The organism is Pseudoflavonifractor sp. HNCC25GI2 (assembly GCF_058136395.1).
In genome coordinates this window covers 69,588-85,022 of the sequence record NZ_JBYUOW010000010.1, presented here as the reverse complement: position 1 = coordinate 85,022, position 15,435 = coordinate 69,588, and the positions used below count along the sequence as shown (strand labels likewise).

General features: G+C 55.8%; 12 protein-coding genes. 7 read left to right on the top strand and 5 right to left on the bottom strand.

The window, feature by feature from the left end; translation table 11 throughout:
- Window positions 1-130 precede the first annotated feature (130 nt).
- Together AC3YUO_RS11525 and AC3YUO_RS11520 are read right to left on the bottom strand one after the other, a co-directional pair.
- A complete protein-coding gene (locus tag AC3YUO_RS11525) occupies window positions 131-1,045 on the bottom strand; it encodes a DegV family protein (protein ID WP_489963183.1) in 915 nt (304 codons plus the stop codon).
- Window positions 1,009-2,370, bottom strand: a complete 1,362-nt coding sequence (locus AC3YUO_RS11520) for a radical SAM/SPASM domain-containing protein (protein ID WP_489963182.1) — start codon at window positions 2,368-2,370, stop codon at window positions 1,009-1,011. Before AC3YUO_RS11520 ends, AC3YUO_RS11525 begins: the two co-directional genes overlap by 37 nt.
- Window positions 2,371-2,596: 226 nt before the next feature.
- Between AC3YUO_RS11520 and AC3YUO_RS11515 the strand changes: the two genes are divergently transcribed.
- The gene (locus AC3YUO_RS11515) at window positions 2,597-3,628 is read left to right on the top strand and encodes a hypothetical protein (protein WP_489963181.1); all 1,032 of its coding nucleotides are present in this window, start codon (window positions 2,597-2,599) and stop codon (window positions 3,626-3,628) included.
- A 72-nt stretch (window positions 3,629-3,700) separates the two neighbouring features.
- Here AC3YUO_RS11515 and AC3YUO_RS11510 read toward each other — a convergent pair whose 3' ends face one another.
- Window positions 3,701-4,276 (bottom strand): TetR/AcrR family transcriptional regulator C-terminal domain-containing protein, encoded by a 576-nt coding sequence (locus tag AC3YUO_RS11510; protein WP_489963180.1) that lies wholly within the window; start codon window positions 4,274-4,276, stop codon window positions 3,701-3,703.
- A gap of 274 nt (window positions 4,277-4,550) precedes the next feature.
- On the opposite strand from AC3YUO_RS11510, the gene AC3YUO_RS11505 reads away from it, so the two are divergent.
- The 4 genes from AC3YUO_RS11505 (at window position 4,551) to AC3YUO_RS11490 (ending at window position 10,496) form a co-directional block, all read left to right on the top strand.
- Entirely contained in the window at window positions 4,551-7,166 is a 2,616-nt protein-coding gene (locus tag AC3YUO_RS11505; protein WP_489963179.1) for a calcium-translocating P-type ATPase, PMCA-type, read from the top strand.
- A gap of 66 nt (window positions 7,167-7,232) precedes the next feature.
- Window positions 7,233-7,913, top strand: coding sequence for a TVP38/TMEM64 family protein (locus AC3YUO_RS11500; RefSeq protein ID WP_489963178.1), 681 nt, complete (start codon window positions 7,233-7,235; stop codon window positions 7,911-7,913).
- A 124-nt stretch (window positions 7,914-8,037) separates the two neighbouring features.
- Window positions 8,038-9,573 (top strand): glycosyl hydrolase family 79 N-terminal domain-containing protein, encoded by a 1,536-nt coding sequence (locus tag AC3YUO_RS11495; RefSeq protein WP_489963177.1) that lies wholly within the window; start codon window positions 8,038-8,040, stop codon window positions 9,571-9,573.
- Window positions 9,574-9,764: 191 nt separating this feature from the next.
- Entirely contained in the window at window positions 9,765-10,496 is a 732-nt protein-coding gene (locus AC3YUO_RS11490; RefSeq protein ID WP_489963176.1) for a class I SAM-dependent methyltransferase, read from the top strand.
- A gap of 109 nt (window positions 10,497-10,605) precedes the next feature.
- Here the strand turns inward: AC3YUO_RS11490 and AC3YUO_RS11485 are convergent, their stop codons facing one another.
- Window positions 10,606-11,994, bottom strand: coding sequence for an MATE family efflux transporter (locus AC3YUO_RS11485; RefSeq protein ID WP_489963175.1), 1,389 nt, complete (start codon window positions 11,992-11,994; stop codon window positions 10,606-10,608).
- Between the two features lie 142 nt (window positions 11,995-12,136).
- Window positions 12,137-12,568, bottom strand: a complete 432-nt coding sequence (locus AC3YUO_RS11480) for a MarR family winged helix-turn-helix transcriptional regulator (protein ID WP_489963174.1) — start codon at window positions 12,566-12,568, stop codon at window positions 12,137-12,139.
- Between the two features lie 245 nt (window positions 12,569-12,813).
- Between AC3YUO_RS11480 and AC3YUO_RS11475 the strand changes: the two genes are divergently transcribed.
- Both AC3YUO_RS11475 and rbr read left to right on the top strand, forming a co-directional pair.
- On the top strand, window positions 12,814-13,200 hold the full coding sequence (locus tag AC3YUO_RS11475) for a Fur family transcriptional regulator (RefSeq protein ID WP_489963172.1): 387 nt from the start codon (window positions 12,814-12,816) through the stop codon (window positions 13,198-13,200).
- The gene (gene rbr / locus AC3YUO_RS11470; RefSeq protein WP_489963171.1) at window positions 13,158-15,260 is read left to right on the top strand and encodes a rubrerythrin; all 2,103 of its coding nucleotides are present in this window, start codon (window positions 13,158-13,160) and stop codon (window positions 15,258-15,260) included. Before AC3YUO_RS11475 ends, rbr begins: the two co-directional genes overlap by 43 nt.
- Window positions 15,261-15,435 lie beyond the last annotated feature (175 nt).

Genomic DNA, 15,435 nt, shown 5'->3' with positions numbered 1-15,435 from the left:
TACTCGGCTGCGGGGGTTCTTCTTGGCGCTTTCTCCCCTTCTCTCCGTACAGAGGACAGCAATCTCTGCCTTCCTCTCTGGGATCCACTTCTTTCGTTTTTCCTCACGGTCAAGCCATGGGCTATATCCGTCAGCGCGTATCTCCCCAGTAAATCAGGGCCAGCATACCAGGCCCGGTGTGCGCTCCAATGATGGGACCAATATCCGCCGTCAGCACCTCCGCATCCGGAAACTGCTCCCGGACAGCCTCTTGCAGAGCCCGCGCACCGTCCGGGCAAGCTCCATGTCCCACCACAACCCGTTTTCCCATTTGTGGGTTCCAGCCCCGCTCCATTTGGGTCAGCTGAGCCCTGATGGCCTGTTTACGGCCCCTCGGTTTTTCCGCAACTGCCAGCTCCCCGTTTTGATTGACATGAAGAAGAGGCTTGATTTGCAGAGCCGTCCCCAGAACCGCCGTCCCGGCGGACACCCGGCCGCCCCGCCGCAAGTGATCGAATACATCCACCGTAAACCAGTGGCAGACCTCCAGGCGATGCCGGGTCACCCACAGAGCCAGCTCTTCCAGTGTATATCCTTCCGCCTGCCTCTGCGCCGCTTCACAAACCAAAAACCCCTCCCCCACCGAGGCACACAGCGTGTCCACGCACAGAATGGTACGCTCCGGGTATTGTTCACGCAGCTCCTCCGCGCACACCCGAGCCGACTGGAACGTCCCGGACATACCGGAGGAGAAGCTCAGGTACAAAATGTCCTTTCCTGCCTGCAGCACCGGTTCAAAGGCCTGAACATATTGAACGGGTGTAATTTGTGAGGTCGTGGCATAGTTTCCCGCCTTTTGAAGCGCGTAAAAATCCTCCACGGCGATCGTCCCGTCAGGGCCGTATGTATATTCCCGACCACCAATCTCTACCTGCATGGGAAGAATGACTATGTGGGGCAATGCTTCCAGCCATTGAGGATTACAATCCGCCGTTGCATCGGTAAAAATCTGATAGGGGGCCATTTCAATTACCCCTTTTTCCCGCAGGCCGTACAGCTGCCGCACCCCTTCCAGAGCTCCCCGGCCGTCTCCTTCCAGTTTTCTGCATAGGGCGTGGTCTTATCGCAGAGGTGATCCACACTCTCCGGGCTCTGGTAGTCCGTGCTGACTGCCCCCGTCTCTTTGACCATGGCCCGCAGCGCCTCGGGATTCTCCAGCATGGGACAGGGACGCAGCATATTTTCATTGAATGGCTGGTTGTCGTGGTAAGCCATGAAAATCGGGCTCTTGAGGGCGTCCAGCAGGCTGGTATCATGGATGTTGCAGTTGGAGTAATGAATGAACACACAGGGCTCCACATCACCCTTGGCGTTGATATGCAGGTAGTTCCGGCCGCCCGCAATGCAGCCGCCCACATATTCCGCATCATTCTGGAAGTCCATGGAGAAAATAGCCTTGGTCTTACGGAATTCCCGGATGCGGTGGTACACTTCCTTCCGCTGCTCCGGAGTGGGAAGCAGCTGCGTAGCGGCGGCATTTCCCACGGGCATATAGTGGAAGAACCAGACAAACAGGGCCCCGCTGTCGATGATATAGTCGAAGAAGGCCTCGCTGGTAATATCCGCGTAATTCTGGCTGGTGTAGCAGGTGGAAATGCCGAAGGGCAGATTGTGCTCCTTTAAGAGGGCCATGGCCCCCTTCACCTTCTGATACACGCCCTTGCCCCGGCGGGAGTCGTTGGCCTCTTCAAAACCCTCCAGGGAAATGGCGGGGACAAAGTTCTTGACCCGCAGCATCTCCTGGCAGAACGCCTCATCGATGAGGGTACCGTTGGTGAAGGCCAGGAACTCGCAGTCCGGGTGCATCTCACACAGCCGGATGAGATCTGCCTTCCGCACCAGCGGCTCACCACCGGTGTAGATATACATATAGGTACCCAGCTCCTTGCCCTGGCGGATAATGGAGTCGATGGTCTCCAAGCTGAGATTGAGCTGATTGCCGTATTCCGCCGCCCAGCAGCCGGTACAGTGCATATTGCACGCAGAGGTGGGATCCAGCAAGATGGCCCAAGGGACGTTACAATTCTCCCGGTCCTTAACCTCCTCCTGGGTGGCACTTCCCTTTAAGCTGGCGTTAAACAGGAAATTCTGGAAAAAGGCGCGGCGCACACCGGGGTCCAGCTCATAGACCCGCAGAATCAGCTGGTACCAGTTGTTCTTCTCCTCAATGGCCTGCCGAATGGCATCCCGCTGGCTTTGATACCACCCATCCGGCGTGAACAGGTCCACCAGAGACATCAGCTTCGGAATGTTTTCTTCCGGATTCCCCTCAATGTACTTCAATGCCTGATTGATGGCAAAATTCTGCATATTATCTTTCACGCTGCCCATGATATTCATCCTTTCTCTGCCTTGTTCCGGCTGTTTAAGCCACATTATAGAGAACTGCGGTGGAAAGTCACGGGACACAAAAACCGGTCAGTCAAAAATTGCGACACGCCTCCCACTCCGTTACCTTTTGGGACAGAATCCGCAAATTGTCCCTTGCACACGCGGGCGCGGAACACTAAGCTTTTCCTATCGAGCACAACGCAGCATCTCGGAAGGAGCTCTGTCTATGGAAAACAGCATGTCCCGCATTTTAATTGAAACCACCGTCCGGCAAACGCTGAAAAGTCTTCGGGAAAATCCCAAGCGGAGCATCCGGAACCTGGTGGATATGGCATTGCATTTTTCAGAGGGCCGCTTTCAAAGCCGTTTTTTCCAGACGGCCCGCACCATGCTGGAGCATGAGGACAGCGCGTATTACACGCTGGTGGAGGACGCCGTCAGTCACATTGAGACGGAACATCTGGTGAAATTCGGCATGAATCTGGGGTACAACAGCTGCACCTGGGGGGCCCAGCGCATCCGGATGAACGAGGATCGCATGGGCTTCAACATCCCCTGGACGGTGCTGTTTCAAATGGAGGACCCCCAGTATTCCGCCCATCTTCCCCAGTATGACCGCGCCATTGGGGAGGGTGAACAGCTAGGCATCTACAGCTGGATGCTTTTGTCTCACGGCAGCCCGCTGGAGCTGCTCCCGCTTATTGAGCAACACCCCGACAGCGCCTTTTTCCTCTTCTGCCGGCCCGAGGATGTAACCGCCGAGGTTTTGGACGAAATCGTTCCTCTCCGGCATCTTATGCTGGTGGTACGCTGGGGCGGCACAGCCGAAGACGTCTGCACCACGCTGCGAGACGCCCGCCTGCCCTACTCCGTTTACTACCCCTACTCCCAGCAAGACCTGCAGTTTATTCTCAACGGTGATCTGTTTTGCGAAACCCAGCAGCTGCACCCTCTGTTCACCGTGCTGGCAGCCAAGCCGGACTGCCCGGCCAACATACAGAAGCTGGTCCACCAGGCAGCAATACAGGCACGAAATGGACAGTACTATCAGACTGTGCCCTGGGAGCTGTCCTACGACACCCGGAATCTGGACGAAATCATCTCTGATGACGCCTGCTGTGTATTTTTTGACGGCCATGGCCAACTGTTCGCCCTGGACCGCCCGGACTGTCCTTCCTTGGGGAACCTGTTTCAAGAGGGTCTGACTCCTCTGATCCAGCGCGCCTATCCGAAACTTACGCCGGCCTCTTCCCAATAAGCAGCAAGAAAGGGCGCACCGCAAATTCCATGCGGTACGCCCTCTCTTTTCACATTCCTCAAACGTCCAAGGTCAGGTTGACTCCTGCTCCCGCTGCGACAGTTCCCGGCAAATGGAACGTGCCCCTTCTTCGGTGATCATCTTGATTTTCCCCAAAAACTGTTCCGGCGGCATGCACTCCTTGGTGAGTAGCCACCGCTCCATGGCACAGATGACCGCGTCCGTGAAGAAATTCATAGTAAATTCATCCAGCTGTTCCTTTCCAAACAGAGTGGAAATACGTTCCGCCAAAAGAGGACGGATGTACTCCCGGAAGTGGTCGCTGAAGGAATTCTGCCCCTTAATTTGCAGGGCTTTGCGATAAAATCCATGATTCTGATAAAAATACTGGCAAGTCTTTTCAACAAAGGCCCAACGCTCCTCGTAGTCGGACCCGAAATGTTCGTCTTTCAGCAGGGCAATGAATTCTGTGTCGAAAATCCAATTCACCAGGTCATATTTGTCCTTGAAATGGTAATAGAAACTTTTGCGGTTCATCTCGCAGCGTTCGCAGATCTGCGCCACATTGATCTTTTCAAAGGGCAGCTCTGCCATCAGGCTCTTCAGAGCCGCCGCCAACGCATGCTTTGTGATGTTGGAATCCGCCATATCCTGCCTCCGTTTCGCTGCCTCTTCGCCCGGCCTTCCCATCCATTCCGCGGGCGCCTCTTACCTTATTAGGAATCAGTGTACCATAGGATTCGACTTTTCTCAACCTGCGGTTTCTCTTCCTTTTTGGACAAAATGAGGCCGGTGTCCCAAAACGTAACACTGTGCATACAGATGAGAAAAAGTGTAACGCAAGCGAGGCTTTGCCCAATGAAATTCCCTGACTTTACGATTACAATAGCCCTCACAACACGACAGTAAGGAGGATGTTCCCTTGACATTCCATCAACTCTCACCCACCGAGACCATACAGGTGCTGAACACCAATCCCTCCAGCGGCCTGAATGCTCAGCAGGTGCAGGAAAAGCTGAGCCAATTCGGTGAAAACAAGCTGAAGGAGAAAAAGAAAAAATCCTTTTTCCAGCGTTTCCTGGCACAGTTCAAGGACGTGATGATTCTCATCCTGCTGGCTGCGGCAGCCGTTTCCTTTGCCATCGCCTGTGTGGAGGGAGAGCCAAAGGAATTTTTTGAGCCGGTACTCATTTTGTTGATCGTGGTACTCAACGCCATCATGGGCGTCATGCAGGAGAGCAAGGCGGAGAAAGCCCTGGACGCACTAAAAAACCTGTCCGCCCCCCACGCAAGAGTCATTCGGGATGGACAGGAAGCGGTAATTGACGCGTCGCAGCTGGTCCCGGGGGACATCATTCGCCTGGAAGCCGGCGATTTCATCCCCGCAGACAGCCGCCTTCTCCGCAGCGTCAGCCTCAAATGTGAGGAATCCGCCCTGACCGGCGAATCCGCGCCCTCTGAGAAGGACGCTCAGGTGGTGGTACCGGAGAACGCTCCTCTTGGTGACCGCAGCAATATGGTGTTCTCCGGCTGCTCCGTCACCTACGGAACCGCCGTGGCCGTGGTGACCGCCACCGGCATGGACACCGAGATGGGCCGAATCGCCAACCTGCTGGACAGCGAGACCGACAGCCAGACTCCGCTGCAGAAAAAGCTGGCCGAGCTGGGCAAATACCTCGGCATCCTGGCTCTGGTCGCCTGCTGCATCATTTTCGTGGTAGGCCTTGCCAATGGGATTCCGCCTCTGGAAATCTTCATGACCGCAGTTTCCCTGGCCGTCTCTGCCATTCCCGAGGGTCTGCCCGCCATCGTGACGGTGGTGCTCTCCATCGGCGTACAGCGCATGGTTCAGAAAAATGCGTTGATTCGCCGCCTGCCCGCTGTGGAAACTCTGGGCAGTGCCTCCGTCATCTGCTCTGACAAGACCGGTACACTGACACAGAACCGCATGACCCTGGTGAAGGCATATGTGGATGGGCAGGATGCCCCCGAAGCCATCGGCACCCAAAATTCCGAACCGGTGCGCACCCTTCTGCGGTATGCCAGCCTGTGCTGTGACGGCACGGTGGTCTTCCACGACGGCCAGGAGCAGCACATTGGCGACCCCACCGAGACAGCCATCGTGCTGGCCGCCCACAAAAACGGAATGCCCAAGGAGGGTCTGGACAAGCAGTATCCCCGCCTGGCAGAGCTGCCCTTTGACTCAGATCGCAAACTGATGACCACCGTCCACCAGATAGACGGGAAATACACGGTCATCGTCAAGGGTGCCTTTGATATGATGGCGCCCCGGTGCGTGGCCGGAAATCTGGAGTCGGCACGGAACATGGTGGACACAATGAGCTCCGATGCGCTCCGGGTCCTGGCCATCGCTTACAAGGAGATCGACGCCCTGCCTCAGACTCCCACCTCGGAGAATCTGGAATGCGGCCTGACCTTTATGGGTCTGGCGGGCATGATCGACCCGCCGCGGCCGGAGGTAAAGGATGCCGTCGACGTCTGCCGTATGGCCGGAATCAAGCCGGTGATGATCACCGGCGACCATGTGGTAACCGCCGCGGCCATCGCCAGAGAGCTGGGCATTCTGCAGCCCGGGGACAAGGCCATTACCGGCAGCGAGCTGGACGCCATGACCGACGGGCAGCTGGACCGGGAGGTGGAGCACATCTCCGTTTACGCCCGTGTCTCTCCGGAAAACAAGATCCGCATTGTAAAAGCCTGGCAGCGTAAGGGACAGGTGGTCTCCATGACCGGCGACGGCGTCAACGATGCGCCTGCCCTGAAGGCGGCTGACATCGGCTGCGCCATGGGAATCACCGGCACGGACGTGGCCAAGGGCGCGGCGGACATGACCCTCACCGACGACAACTTCTCCACCATCGTGGATGCTGTCCGGGAAGGCCGGGGCATCTATGCCAACATCCGCAAGGTGGTGGGGTTCCTGCTGGGAACCAACATCGGCGAGGTCATCACCGTATTTACCGCCATGCTCCTCTGGCACAAAACGCCGCTGCTGTCCATGCAGCTTCTCTGGATTAACCTGGTGACGGACAGCATGCCCGCCATCGCCCTGGGCATGGAGGCAGTGGAGCCTGACATCATGGCGCAGAAGCCCCGCCCCAAGGACGAGGGAATCTTCGCCCATGGGCTTGGCGTCCGGGTATTCCTTCAGGGTGTGATGTTTGCCGTACTCTCCCTGATCGCCTTTGTCTCCGGCGAACGCGCCGTGGGTTCCCTGGCCGGCGGCCAGACCCTCGCCTTTATGGTTCTGTCCCTGTCCCAGGTGGTGCAGGCCTACAACATGCGCTCTGAGCACTCGCTGTTCCGGATCGGCCTCTTTTCCAACCATAAGCTGAACTGGGCGTGCCTGGTCTCCTTCCTGCTTGTCGCTCTGGTGCTGTTCACCCCGGTACGGACTGCCTTCGGTCTGGTTGTCCTGCCCGGACAGTCCTATCTGCTGGGCCTTGGCCTTTCTCTGGTCCCTGTGGTCGTCATGGAGCTGTCCAAAGCCTTTGGCTTGAGCAAGCATCAGCATTAAAACCCGCAAATCATCTTCCGGAGGGGCTGCCCATGGGGCAGTCCCTCTTCCTGCAAGGAGTCCGCTATGAGAAACCGTCGTCCACGGCGATTTTATATCGCAGGATGTGTACTGGGCGTGGTCCTTTTGGGGCTTGCCGTGGTTTTTGCTCTGCGTTCCAACCTCTCCCTGGACACAATTTTAACCTGCACACCCCAAAATTCCCTTCTGACCGCAGGCGTGCTGCTTCTGTGCTACGGGCTGAAAAGCGCGACTGTTGTCTTCCCCCTGCTCCTTCTGGAAATAGCCGCCGGCTACCTCTTCCCCGCCCCCGCCGCTCTGGTCATTAATCTTATTGGCATATGGATCATTCTGACCATTCCTTACTGGATCGGCCGCGCTTTGGGCCTGCGGCAGGTCAGCAAGCTGACCCAGAAATATCCCAAATTTCAGGCCGTCATGGAAAAGCAGCAGAACCATTCCTTCTTTCTCTGCTTCTTCCTGCGTGCCATCAGCTGCCTTCCCGGCGATCTTGTCACCATGTACCTGGGCGCCACCCATACCCCCTTCTGGCATAATTTTCTGGGCGGAACTCTGGGCATTCTGCCTGGCATGATCCCGGCCACCATCATGGGCGTCAGCATTCAAAATCCCTCCTCCCCTGCATTTTGGATTTCCGCAGCGCTTTCCGTGGGTTTGGCCATTCTGTCCACGGTCCTCTACTACGTCTATCTGAAGCATCAGAAGACGAAGGACGACCATGCATAAATGGGCAGCGTCCATCGGGCCTTTGCCCTGCAGGCGCCGCACTGTATATTCTCCCGTTCCACAGCAATCCCCCAGCTTGTTTACAACCAGATCCGTTTATTTTAAAAAAGGAGCGCATCAGTATATGGACCGAACAACCCAATCCTCCAGAACGTGCATTCCCCTGATCCCCCGGCCGTCCCACATCATCCGCCAAGCGGATGAGCGGCTCGTGTCCTACAATATTGAGATGGCGGAGGTGACCGGAGGAACATTCTGGAAAGCCTATACCGCCGAACAAATCACCGGTACGGAAAAATTTCCTTCTGTCACGGGCTTTGCAAATCTCACCGCCATGCCGGAGCTGATGGAATGCTATCCCCCCATTGACCTGAGCAACAAACGGCTGCGTGAACTGGCAAAGCAGCTTGGTCCGGCCTGGGTGCGGGTATCCGGCACGTGGGCCACAAAGACCTACTACGACTTTGAGGGCGTGACCGGCGGAAAGGCGCCGGATGGTTACGCCAGCGTTCTCACGGGAGCGCAGTGGACCGAGGTTTTGAATTTTGTCGCCTATGTCGGCGCCAAGCTGCTGATCTCCGTCAGCAACTGCGCCGGCGACCACCCGGACGGCGGGCCGCTGGATCTCACCCAGGCAAAGAAAATCTTTGCGTTCAGCCACCGGCACGGTGTGGACATCGATGCCATTGAATTTATGAATGAACCCAATATGATGGAACTGTCCGGCGCCCCAAATGGTTATACGGCTGCCGACTATGCCAGAGATCAGGACATCCTGTATGCCTGGGTCCGGACCAACTATCCAAATTGCCTTCTGGTAGGACCGTGTACCACCGGCGACCCCTCGGCCGTAAACGGGGAGAGCAAGGGGTTTGGCGCGGGAATCGCCGCGCTCACCAAGACCTGCACCACCCAGGAGCTGTTGGCAGGTACCCGCATTCCTCTGGATGTGTTCAGCTACCATTACTATAACGGAGTCTCTGAGCGGATCGCCGGAGTCATGCCCTCCGCACACTGGCCTGCCCAGCAGGCTCACAGCGATGCGTATCTGGAAGTGGCACCGGACTGCGCCAGAGCCCACGCGGCCTTACGGGACCAATTTGTCCCCGGCAAACCCATGTGGGTCACTGAGTCCGGTGACGCCGGAGGAGGCGGCAATACCTGGGCGTCCACTTATCTGGATGTTCTGCGCACCTTGAATGAATTGGGCAGCTATTCCACCATTACCGATGGCGTAATCTTTCACAACACATTAGCCTCCTCCGATTATGGATTCCTGGAGCACGGCACCTTTTTGCCCCGTCCCAATTACTTTGCCGTCCTGCTCTGGAACCGGCTGATGGGAACCAGCGTTTATGACTGCGGGGAGCTGAACCAGAAAAATGCCCATGTCTACTGCCGCTCCCGCAAAGACGGAGTACCGGGGACAGTTTATTTGATCCTGAACAATTCGCTGACCGAGCCCATTGCCGCCATCCTTCCCAAAGACGCCAAGCGCTACACTCTGCATGCCGAAACCATGCGCTCTCCCACCGTACAGCTAAACGGAAAGGAGCTGTCCCTTTCCGGCGTCTGCAATCTTCCTGCACTTACACCCGACCCCCAGCCCCGTGGTACGGTCTGGCTGCCTCCCGGAAGCTGCACGTTTTTTGTTTTATAAGCTTGGTCCTAACCGCAAATTTCCGCCGAACCACAGGGAGCGCTGGATTTCTGGTCCAACAGGCAGTATAATGTTATGGCACCAGAAAGGAGTGTATGGATATGTGTGGTGGTATCCTCTCCCAAAAGATTGCATAAACCCATGTAAATCATCAAGCATCTGTTGTGATATTTACATGGGAGGACCTTAACATGAAAGAAAATAAATACGATACCGAACGTTTTTTCCAAAAGTACAGTCAGATGACACGCTCTCAAAAGGGCCTGCAGGGCGCAGGAGAATGGTCGGAGCTGCAAAAAATCCTTCCTGATTTTTGCGGAAAAAGGGTCTTGGATTTGGGCTGCGGGTACGGCTGGCACTGTAAATATGCTGCGGAGCACGGCGCATTCTCTGTACTTGGCACAGACATTTCCAAAAAAATGCTTGCGAAGGCACAGGCCATCAATTCCGCCCCGCAAATCAATTATCAGTGCATCGCCATGGAGGATTTGTCCTTTCCGGAGCGCACATTTGACGTCATTCTCAGTTCTCTGGCGTTTCACTACATTGAGGACTTCGAATCCTTGGTTGTAAACATCTCCAAATGGCTCAAACAGGGCGGCACTCTCGTCTTTTCCGTGGAGCACCCGGTGTTCACTTCCTACGGGACGCAAGATTGGTACTATGACAGCAACGGAGAAATCCTGCACTTTCCGGTGGATAACTACTACTACGAAGGCCGCAGAGAGGCGATCTTTTTAGGGGAGCCGGTCATAAAATATCATCGGACCTTGACGACTTATTTGAACACATTGCTTCAAAACGGGTTTGAACTCCAACATATTATTGAACCGCAGCCGCCTGAGGATATGCTGGAGCTTGACGGAATGAAGGATGAGATGCGCCGTCCCATGATGCTGCTTGTCTCAGCCCTGAAAAAATAACTGCCCGCATAACATAGGGGCCATGCCAAAAGGCATGGCCCCTATGTTATGCGGTAACTGCTTTTTTAACCGTTGGGTGCTGCAAGATCAGCGCTTCTCTCAGAAATTTTCAGGAAAACAGGTAGGATTCCCGGTTTCTTGTCTCCTCGCCTCCGCCCTCTGTCCCACGGAGCTTTTTGTATGCGCTCAGGTACAGGACCACGGCAATGAACAGGGAAAGAAGGTCGGCCACCGGCTGCGCCCAGAGCAGTCCTGTCAGGCCGAGCATTGCCTTCAACAGGAACAGGGCAGGGATAAAAATGATGCCTTGCCGGCTCAGATTGATGATCAGGGAAGCCGTTGCCGCCCCCATTGCCTGCAGAGTATTGATCAAAACGTAGAATACGCCAAACAAAAAACTGGTAGTCAACAGGATCTTTGCAAACTGCACCGCATACGCAAACGCCGTCACGTCAGTTAAAAATACGCTTACAATCTGCTCCACGAACAGGTAACAGATTATGGTCAATACAGCCCCCAGGGCAAATGCAAACAGCAGCGCAAATCGAAAAGCGGCCCGGAAGCGCTCCCATAGCTTTGCTCCCACACAGTATCCCAGCAAGGGCTGTATCCCCTGCCCAAGACCCATGCATACCATGCCCGTGATGGTGACCACCTTCATGGCAACACCCATACCGGCAATCGCCATGTCGCCGTACTCCGCCATTTGGCTGTTGATGATAATCTGAGAGACGCTCATGAGTATGGTCCCCAACGCAGAGGGAATTCCGATGGCGAGCACGCTGCTGCATACGCCCGCTCTTACCGTAAACTCTTTTGGGTGAATACTGAGGCCGGAGCTTCCCCGCAGGAAGTACAAAATATAATATCCCGCGCCAAACAGATTTCCAATCACCGTTGCGATAGCCGCTCCGGCAATGTTCCATCCAAGCCCCAGAATCATGATGGGATCCAGTACAACGTTCAGCAAGTTTCCAATCAGCTGCCCCATCATGGCTTTATTGGACTGTCCTTCCGCACGGATGATGTTGGAAAAGCAGTTTGAAATGAGAACAAAGGGCCCGCCATACGCCACAATGCTCAAGTAGGTCTTGGCAAGGTCCCAGGTACCAGCGCTGGCTCCAATCAAGGAGAGGAGCGGGTCCATAAACAGCAGAAACAGTGCTGTCATCACGAGCCCCACTACGACGCATCCCCACATGCAGAAGGAGCATACCTTCCGCGCATATTCCTTTCTCCCCTCTCCCAGGGCTCTGGAAATAACAGAGGTCCCGCCAACGCCAAACGCTGTGCCAACGGCCATGAACAGCAGAAATACAGGGGTGGCCAGTGACACAGCGGCCACCTGCAAGGCGTCGTGTGTCTGCCCCACAAAAAAAGTGTCCGCCAAATTGTAGACCAGCACCATGAGCATGGCTACCATGGCCGGTATGGCGTTTTTGAACACAGCCCTGGAAACAGGCATTTTTTCAAAGACCTCCAGCGATTCATTCTTCATGATTGCTTCCTCCTCGTTTTAATAGCAAGCTATTGATTTGGAGCTTTAAGAGCCCGTTACGCGAACGGGCCAATGTGCCACCTGAGTCTTTCAATAGCAAGCTATCATTTTGTCAAAACAGACGCCCGCCGCCTGCGGGTGTCTATTTTTTGCTGACGTTATCATATATTTTTTGGAGCAGTTCATGAACGGTATCCTGTTCTTCCTCCGTCAAGCCTTGAAAGATGATCTGATCAATTTCCTGCATCCGCTCTCTGGCATCCCGGCAGCACTGCTCCCCTTCCGGCCTGATCCGGACCAGCTTGATCCGCTTGTCAGCGGGGTCCGTGAAGCACTCCACGAGCTTTTTCAGGGCAAGCCGGTTCACAATCCCCGCACAGGTGGACTGCGCCACGTCCAGAATACGCTCCAGCTCCTTGAGCGAGTAGGTCTTATCTTCCTTCTCACTCAAAGACATCAGGACCCATATCTGTACCATGGTCAAATCATTTTGGCGCAGAGATTGGTTGGCTCTGCGTTCAATGGCGTCGTGGATCTGTTTGATCAGCTGTCCGCTGGTAGACCTCCGGCTCAACTCCTCGCCCCCTTTTCATGGTTCTCCTATCATATCATTTTAACAGCAAGCTGTTAATCGTATGCTTTTAATTTTTGAGAATAATAAAAGTCCACCCTTAAGAAGCAAAATGCCACAGACGGAGCGCAGTACAGACCGTTGTAAGAACTGATATTTGTATGAAGACTCCTTCCGTTTGTTTTTTACTTGACTTTTCTTCCCCATTGGCTATAATTAGAATCATTCTAAAAACGGTGTTGAGTGTTGTGACGAAGTATGCAAAAAAGATTCTGGAGATTGTGGAGACCTCCCACAGCCATATGACGGCGGAACAGGTATTTGAAGCATTGCGGCAGACCTATCCCACGGTAGTTCTGGCAACCGTTTACAACAACCTGAACCGTCTGTGGGAGGAAGACCGGGTCCGAAAAATCTCTGTGGAAGGGATGCCGGACCGCTATGACCGCATTCAGCGGCATGACCACCTTGTATGCAAGGGGTGCGGCAGGCTGCTGGATGTGGATTTGGGAGATCTGACCCACCAACTGGAAGAAAAAGCAGGGATATCCATCTTGTCCTACGACCTCAAGCTGATGTATCTGTGCGAGGAATGCAGGAAGAAACAACCACTGAGACAAGAGAAAGGAATGTGAGGAAACTGAAGCATCTGCCCTTATCCGTCCGCGTCCCCATTGAGGAGGACAACCCCAGCATCGTGCGCTGGGAGGAAGCATGTATCCGGTGTGGTATGTGCAAAGACGCCTGTACCAATCTGATGGGTGTGCATGGCACCTACACCCTAGAGGAAACCGGAGGCAAGGCCATCTGCATTTACTGCGGCCAGTGCGCCAATGTCTGCCCGGTGAACAGCATCACCGAGCGGGACGAAGCTCCCCAGGTCCGCCAGGCGGTGGCCGACCCCGACAAAATTGTGGTGGTCAGCACCTCGCCGGCCGTCCGGGCTTCCCTGGGTGAAGAGTTCGGCATGGAGCCCGGCGCCTTCGTGGAAGGAAAGATGGTGGCGCTGCTGCGTGCACTGGGTGCCGACTATGTGCTGGACACCAACTTTGCCGCCGATCTCACCATCATGGAAGAGGCCAGCGAGCTGGTTGAGCGCCTGACGAAACGGGATCGCCCCCTCCCCCAGTTCACCAGCTGCTGCCCCGCCTGGGTCCACTTCGCGGAGATCTATGCCCCGGATCTGCTCCCCCACCTCTCCACTGCAAAAAGCCCCATCGGGATGCAGGGCGCGACGGTAAAGACCTATTTCGCTCAAAAGATGGGTCTGAACCCCCAGCAAATCGTCCATGTCACCCTGACTCCGTGCACGGCCAAAAAATTTGAGGTCCGGCGGGAGGAGATGCACGCCGCCGCCGATTACCACGGCCTGCCGGGCCTGCGGGATACGGACCAGGTTCTTACCACGCGGGAAGTGGCCCGCTGGGCCAAGGAGGCCGGCATCGACTGGAACGCCCTGGAGGACTCCGCCTACGACTCCCTCATGGGCCGCTCCTCCGGAGCAGGCGTAATCTTTGCCAACACCGGAGGCGTCATGGAGGCCGCCCTCCGCACCGCCCACGCATTCCTGACCGGGGAGGAGGCACCGGAGCTTCTGCTTTCCTTCACTCCGGTGCGGGGATACGAAGGCGTTCGGGAGGCACAGGTGGAAATCGCCGGACAAACGCTGAATGTGGCGGTAATTTACGGCACGGCCAACGCCCGCCGCTTCCTGCAGCAGCAGAAGAAAGCCGGAAAAGAGTTCCACTTTGTGGAGGTCATGGCCTGTCCCGGCGGCTGCATTGGCGGCGGCGGACAGCCCAAAAACCTGACGCGGAACGCGGATGAGACCCGTCAGAGCCGAATTGCCGCTCTGTACCAGCGGGACGGCTCCATGACCCTGCGGACCAGCCACGAAAACCCCGATATCAAGGCGCTTTATGAGAGCTTTTACGGCCGCCCGCTCAGCGAATTGGCGGAACGCATGCTCCATACCTCCTACACGGATCGAAGCAGCCTCATTCAAACGAAAGGAGAACAACATACTATGAAAAAGTGGAAGTGCAAAATTTGCGGATACATCTATGAGGGGGAATCCCTGCCGGAGGACTTCACCTGCCCCCTCTGCAAGCAGCCCGCCTCTGCCTTTGAGCTCATTGAGTCCGCTCCCGCCAAGGGCGGCAGCAAATACGCCGGAACCCAGACGGAGAAAAATCTGCAGGCCGCCTTTGCCGGTGAGTCCCAGGCCCGGAACAAGTATACCTACTTCTCCTCTGTGGCCCAGAACGAGGGGTACGAGCAGATCGCAGCTCTCTTCCTGAAGACAGCAGAAAATGAGAAGGCCCACGCCAGAATGTGGTTTGAAGAACTGAATGGCTTGGGCACCACCTCTGAGAACCTCCTGCACGCCGCCGAGGGTGAAAACTACGAGTGGACCGATATGTACGACGGCTTTGCCAAGACCGCCGAGGAGGAGGGCTTCCCGGAGCTGGCCGCCAAGTTCCGCCTGGTCGCCGCCATCGAAAAGCGGCACGAGGAGCGCTACCGCGCCCTGCTGCACAATGTGGAGACCGCGCAGGTCTTTGAAAAGAGCGAGGTCAAGGTATGGGAGTGCCGCAACTGCGGGCACATCGTGGTGGGGACCGCCGCCCCTGAGGTATGCCCCACCTGCCTGTACGCCAAGAGCTACTTTGAAATCAACTGCGAAAATTATTGATCTCTCTCCCAACGCTTATCCCTTTTCGAGCGCCGCTGCATCCGCAGCGGCGTTCTTTTCTTGGAGACGGTGAAAGGCTTTGTTTTCAGGGAAGAACCTCCTTGAAAATTCCATAAGGCCATAGTATAATAGCCGCTGGCACATTGTGCCGCAAAAATGCGCTGCATCCGCCTGG

Coding starts and splice junctions, on each gene's coding strand:
- AC3YUO_RS11520 (WP_489963182.1), bottom strand. CDS start 2,370: ATGGGCAGCGTGAAAGATAATATGCAGAATTTTGCCATCAATCAGGCA.
- AC3YUO_RS11515 (WP_489963181.1), top strand. CDS start 2,597: ATGGAAAACAGCATGTCCCGCATTTTAATTGAAACCACCGTCCGGCAA.
- AC3YUO_RS11510 (WP_489963180.1), bottom strand. CDS start 4,276: ATGGCGGATTCCAACATCACAAAGCATGCGTTGGCGGCGGCTCTGAAG.
- AC3YUO_RS11500 (WP_489963178.1), top strand. CDS start 7,233: ATGAGAAACCGTCGTCCACGGCGATTTTATATCGCAGGATGTGTACTG.
- AC3YUO_RS11495 (WP_489963177.1), top strand. CDS start 8,038: ATGGACCGAACAACCCAATCCTCCAGAACGTGCATTCCCCTGATCCCC.
- AC3YUO_RS11490 (WP_489963176.1), top strand. CDS start 9,765: ATGAAAGAAAATAAATACGATACCGAACGTTTTTTCCAAAAGTACAGT.
- AC3YUO_RS11485 (WP_489963175.1), bottom strand. CDS start 11,994: ATGAAGAATGAATCGCTGGAGGTCTTTGAAAAAATGCCTGTTTCCAGG.
- rbr (WP_489963171.1), top strand. CDS start 13,158: ATGCAGGAAGAAACAACCACTGAGACAAGAGAAAGGAATGTGAGGAAA.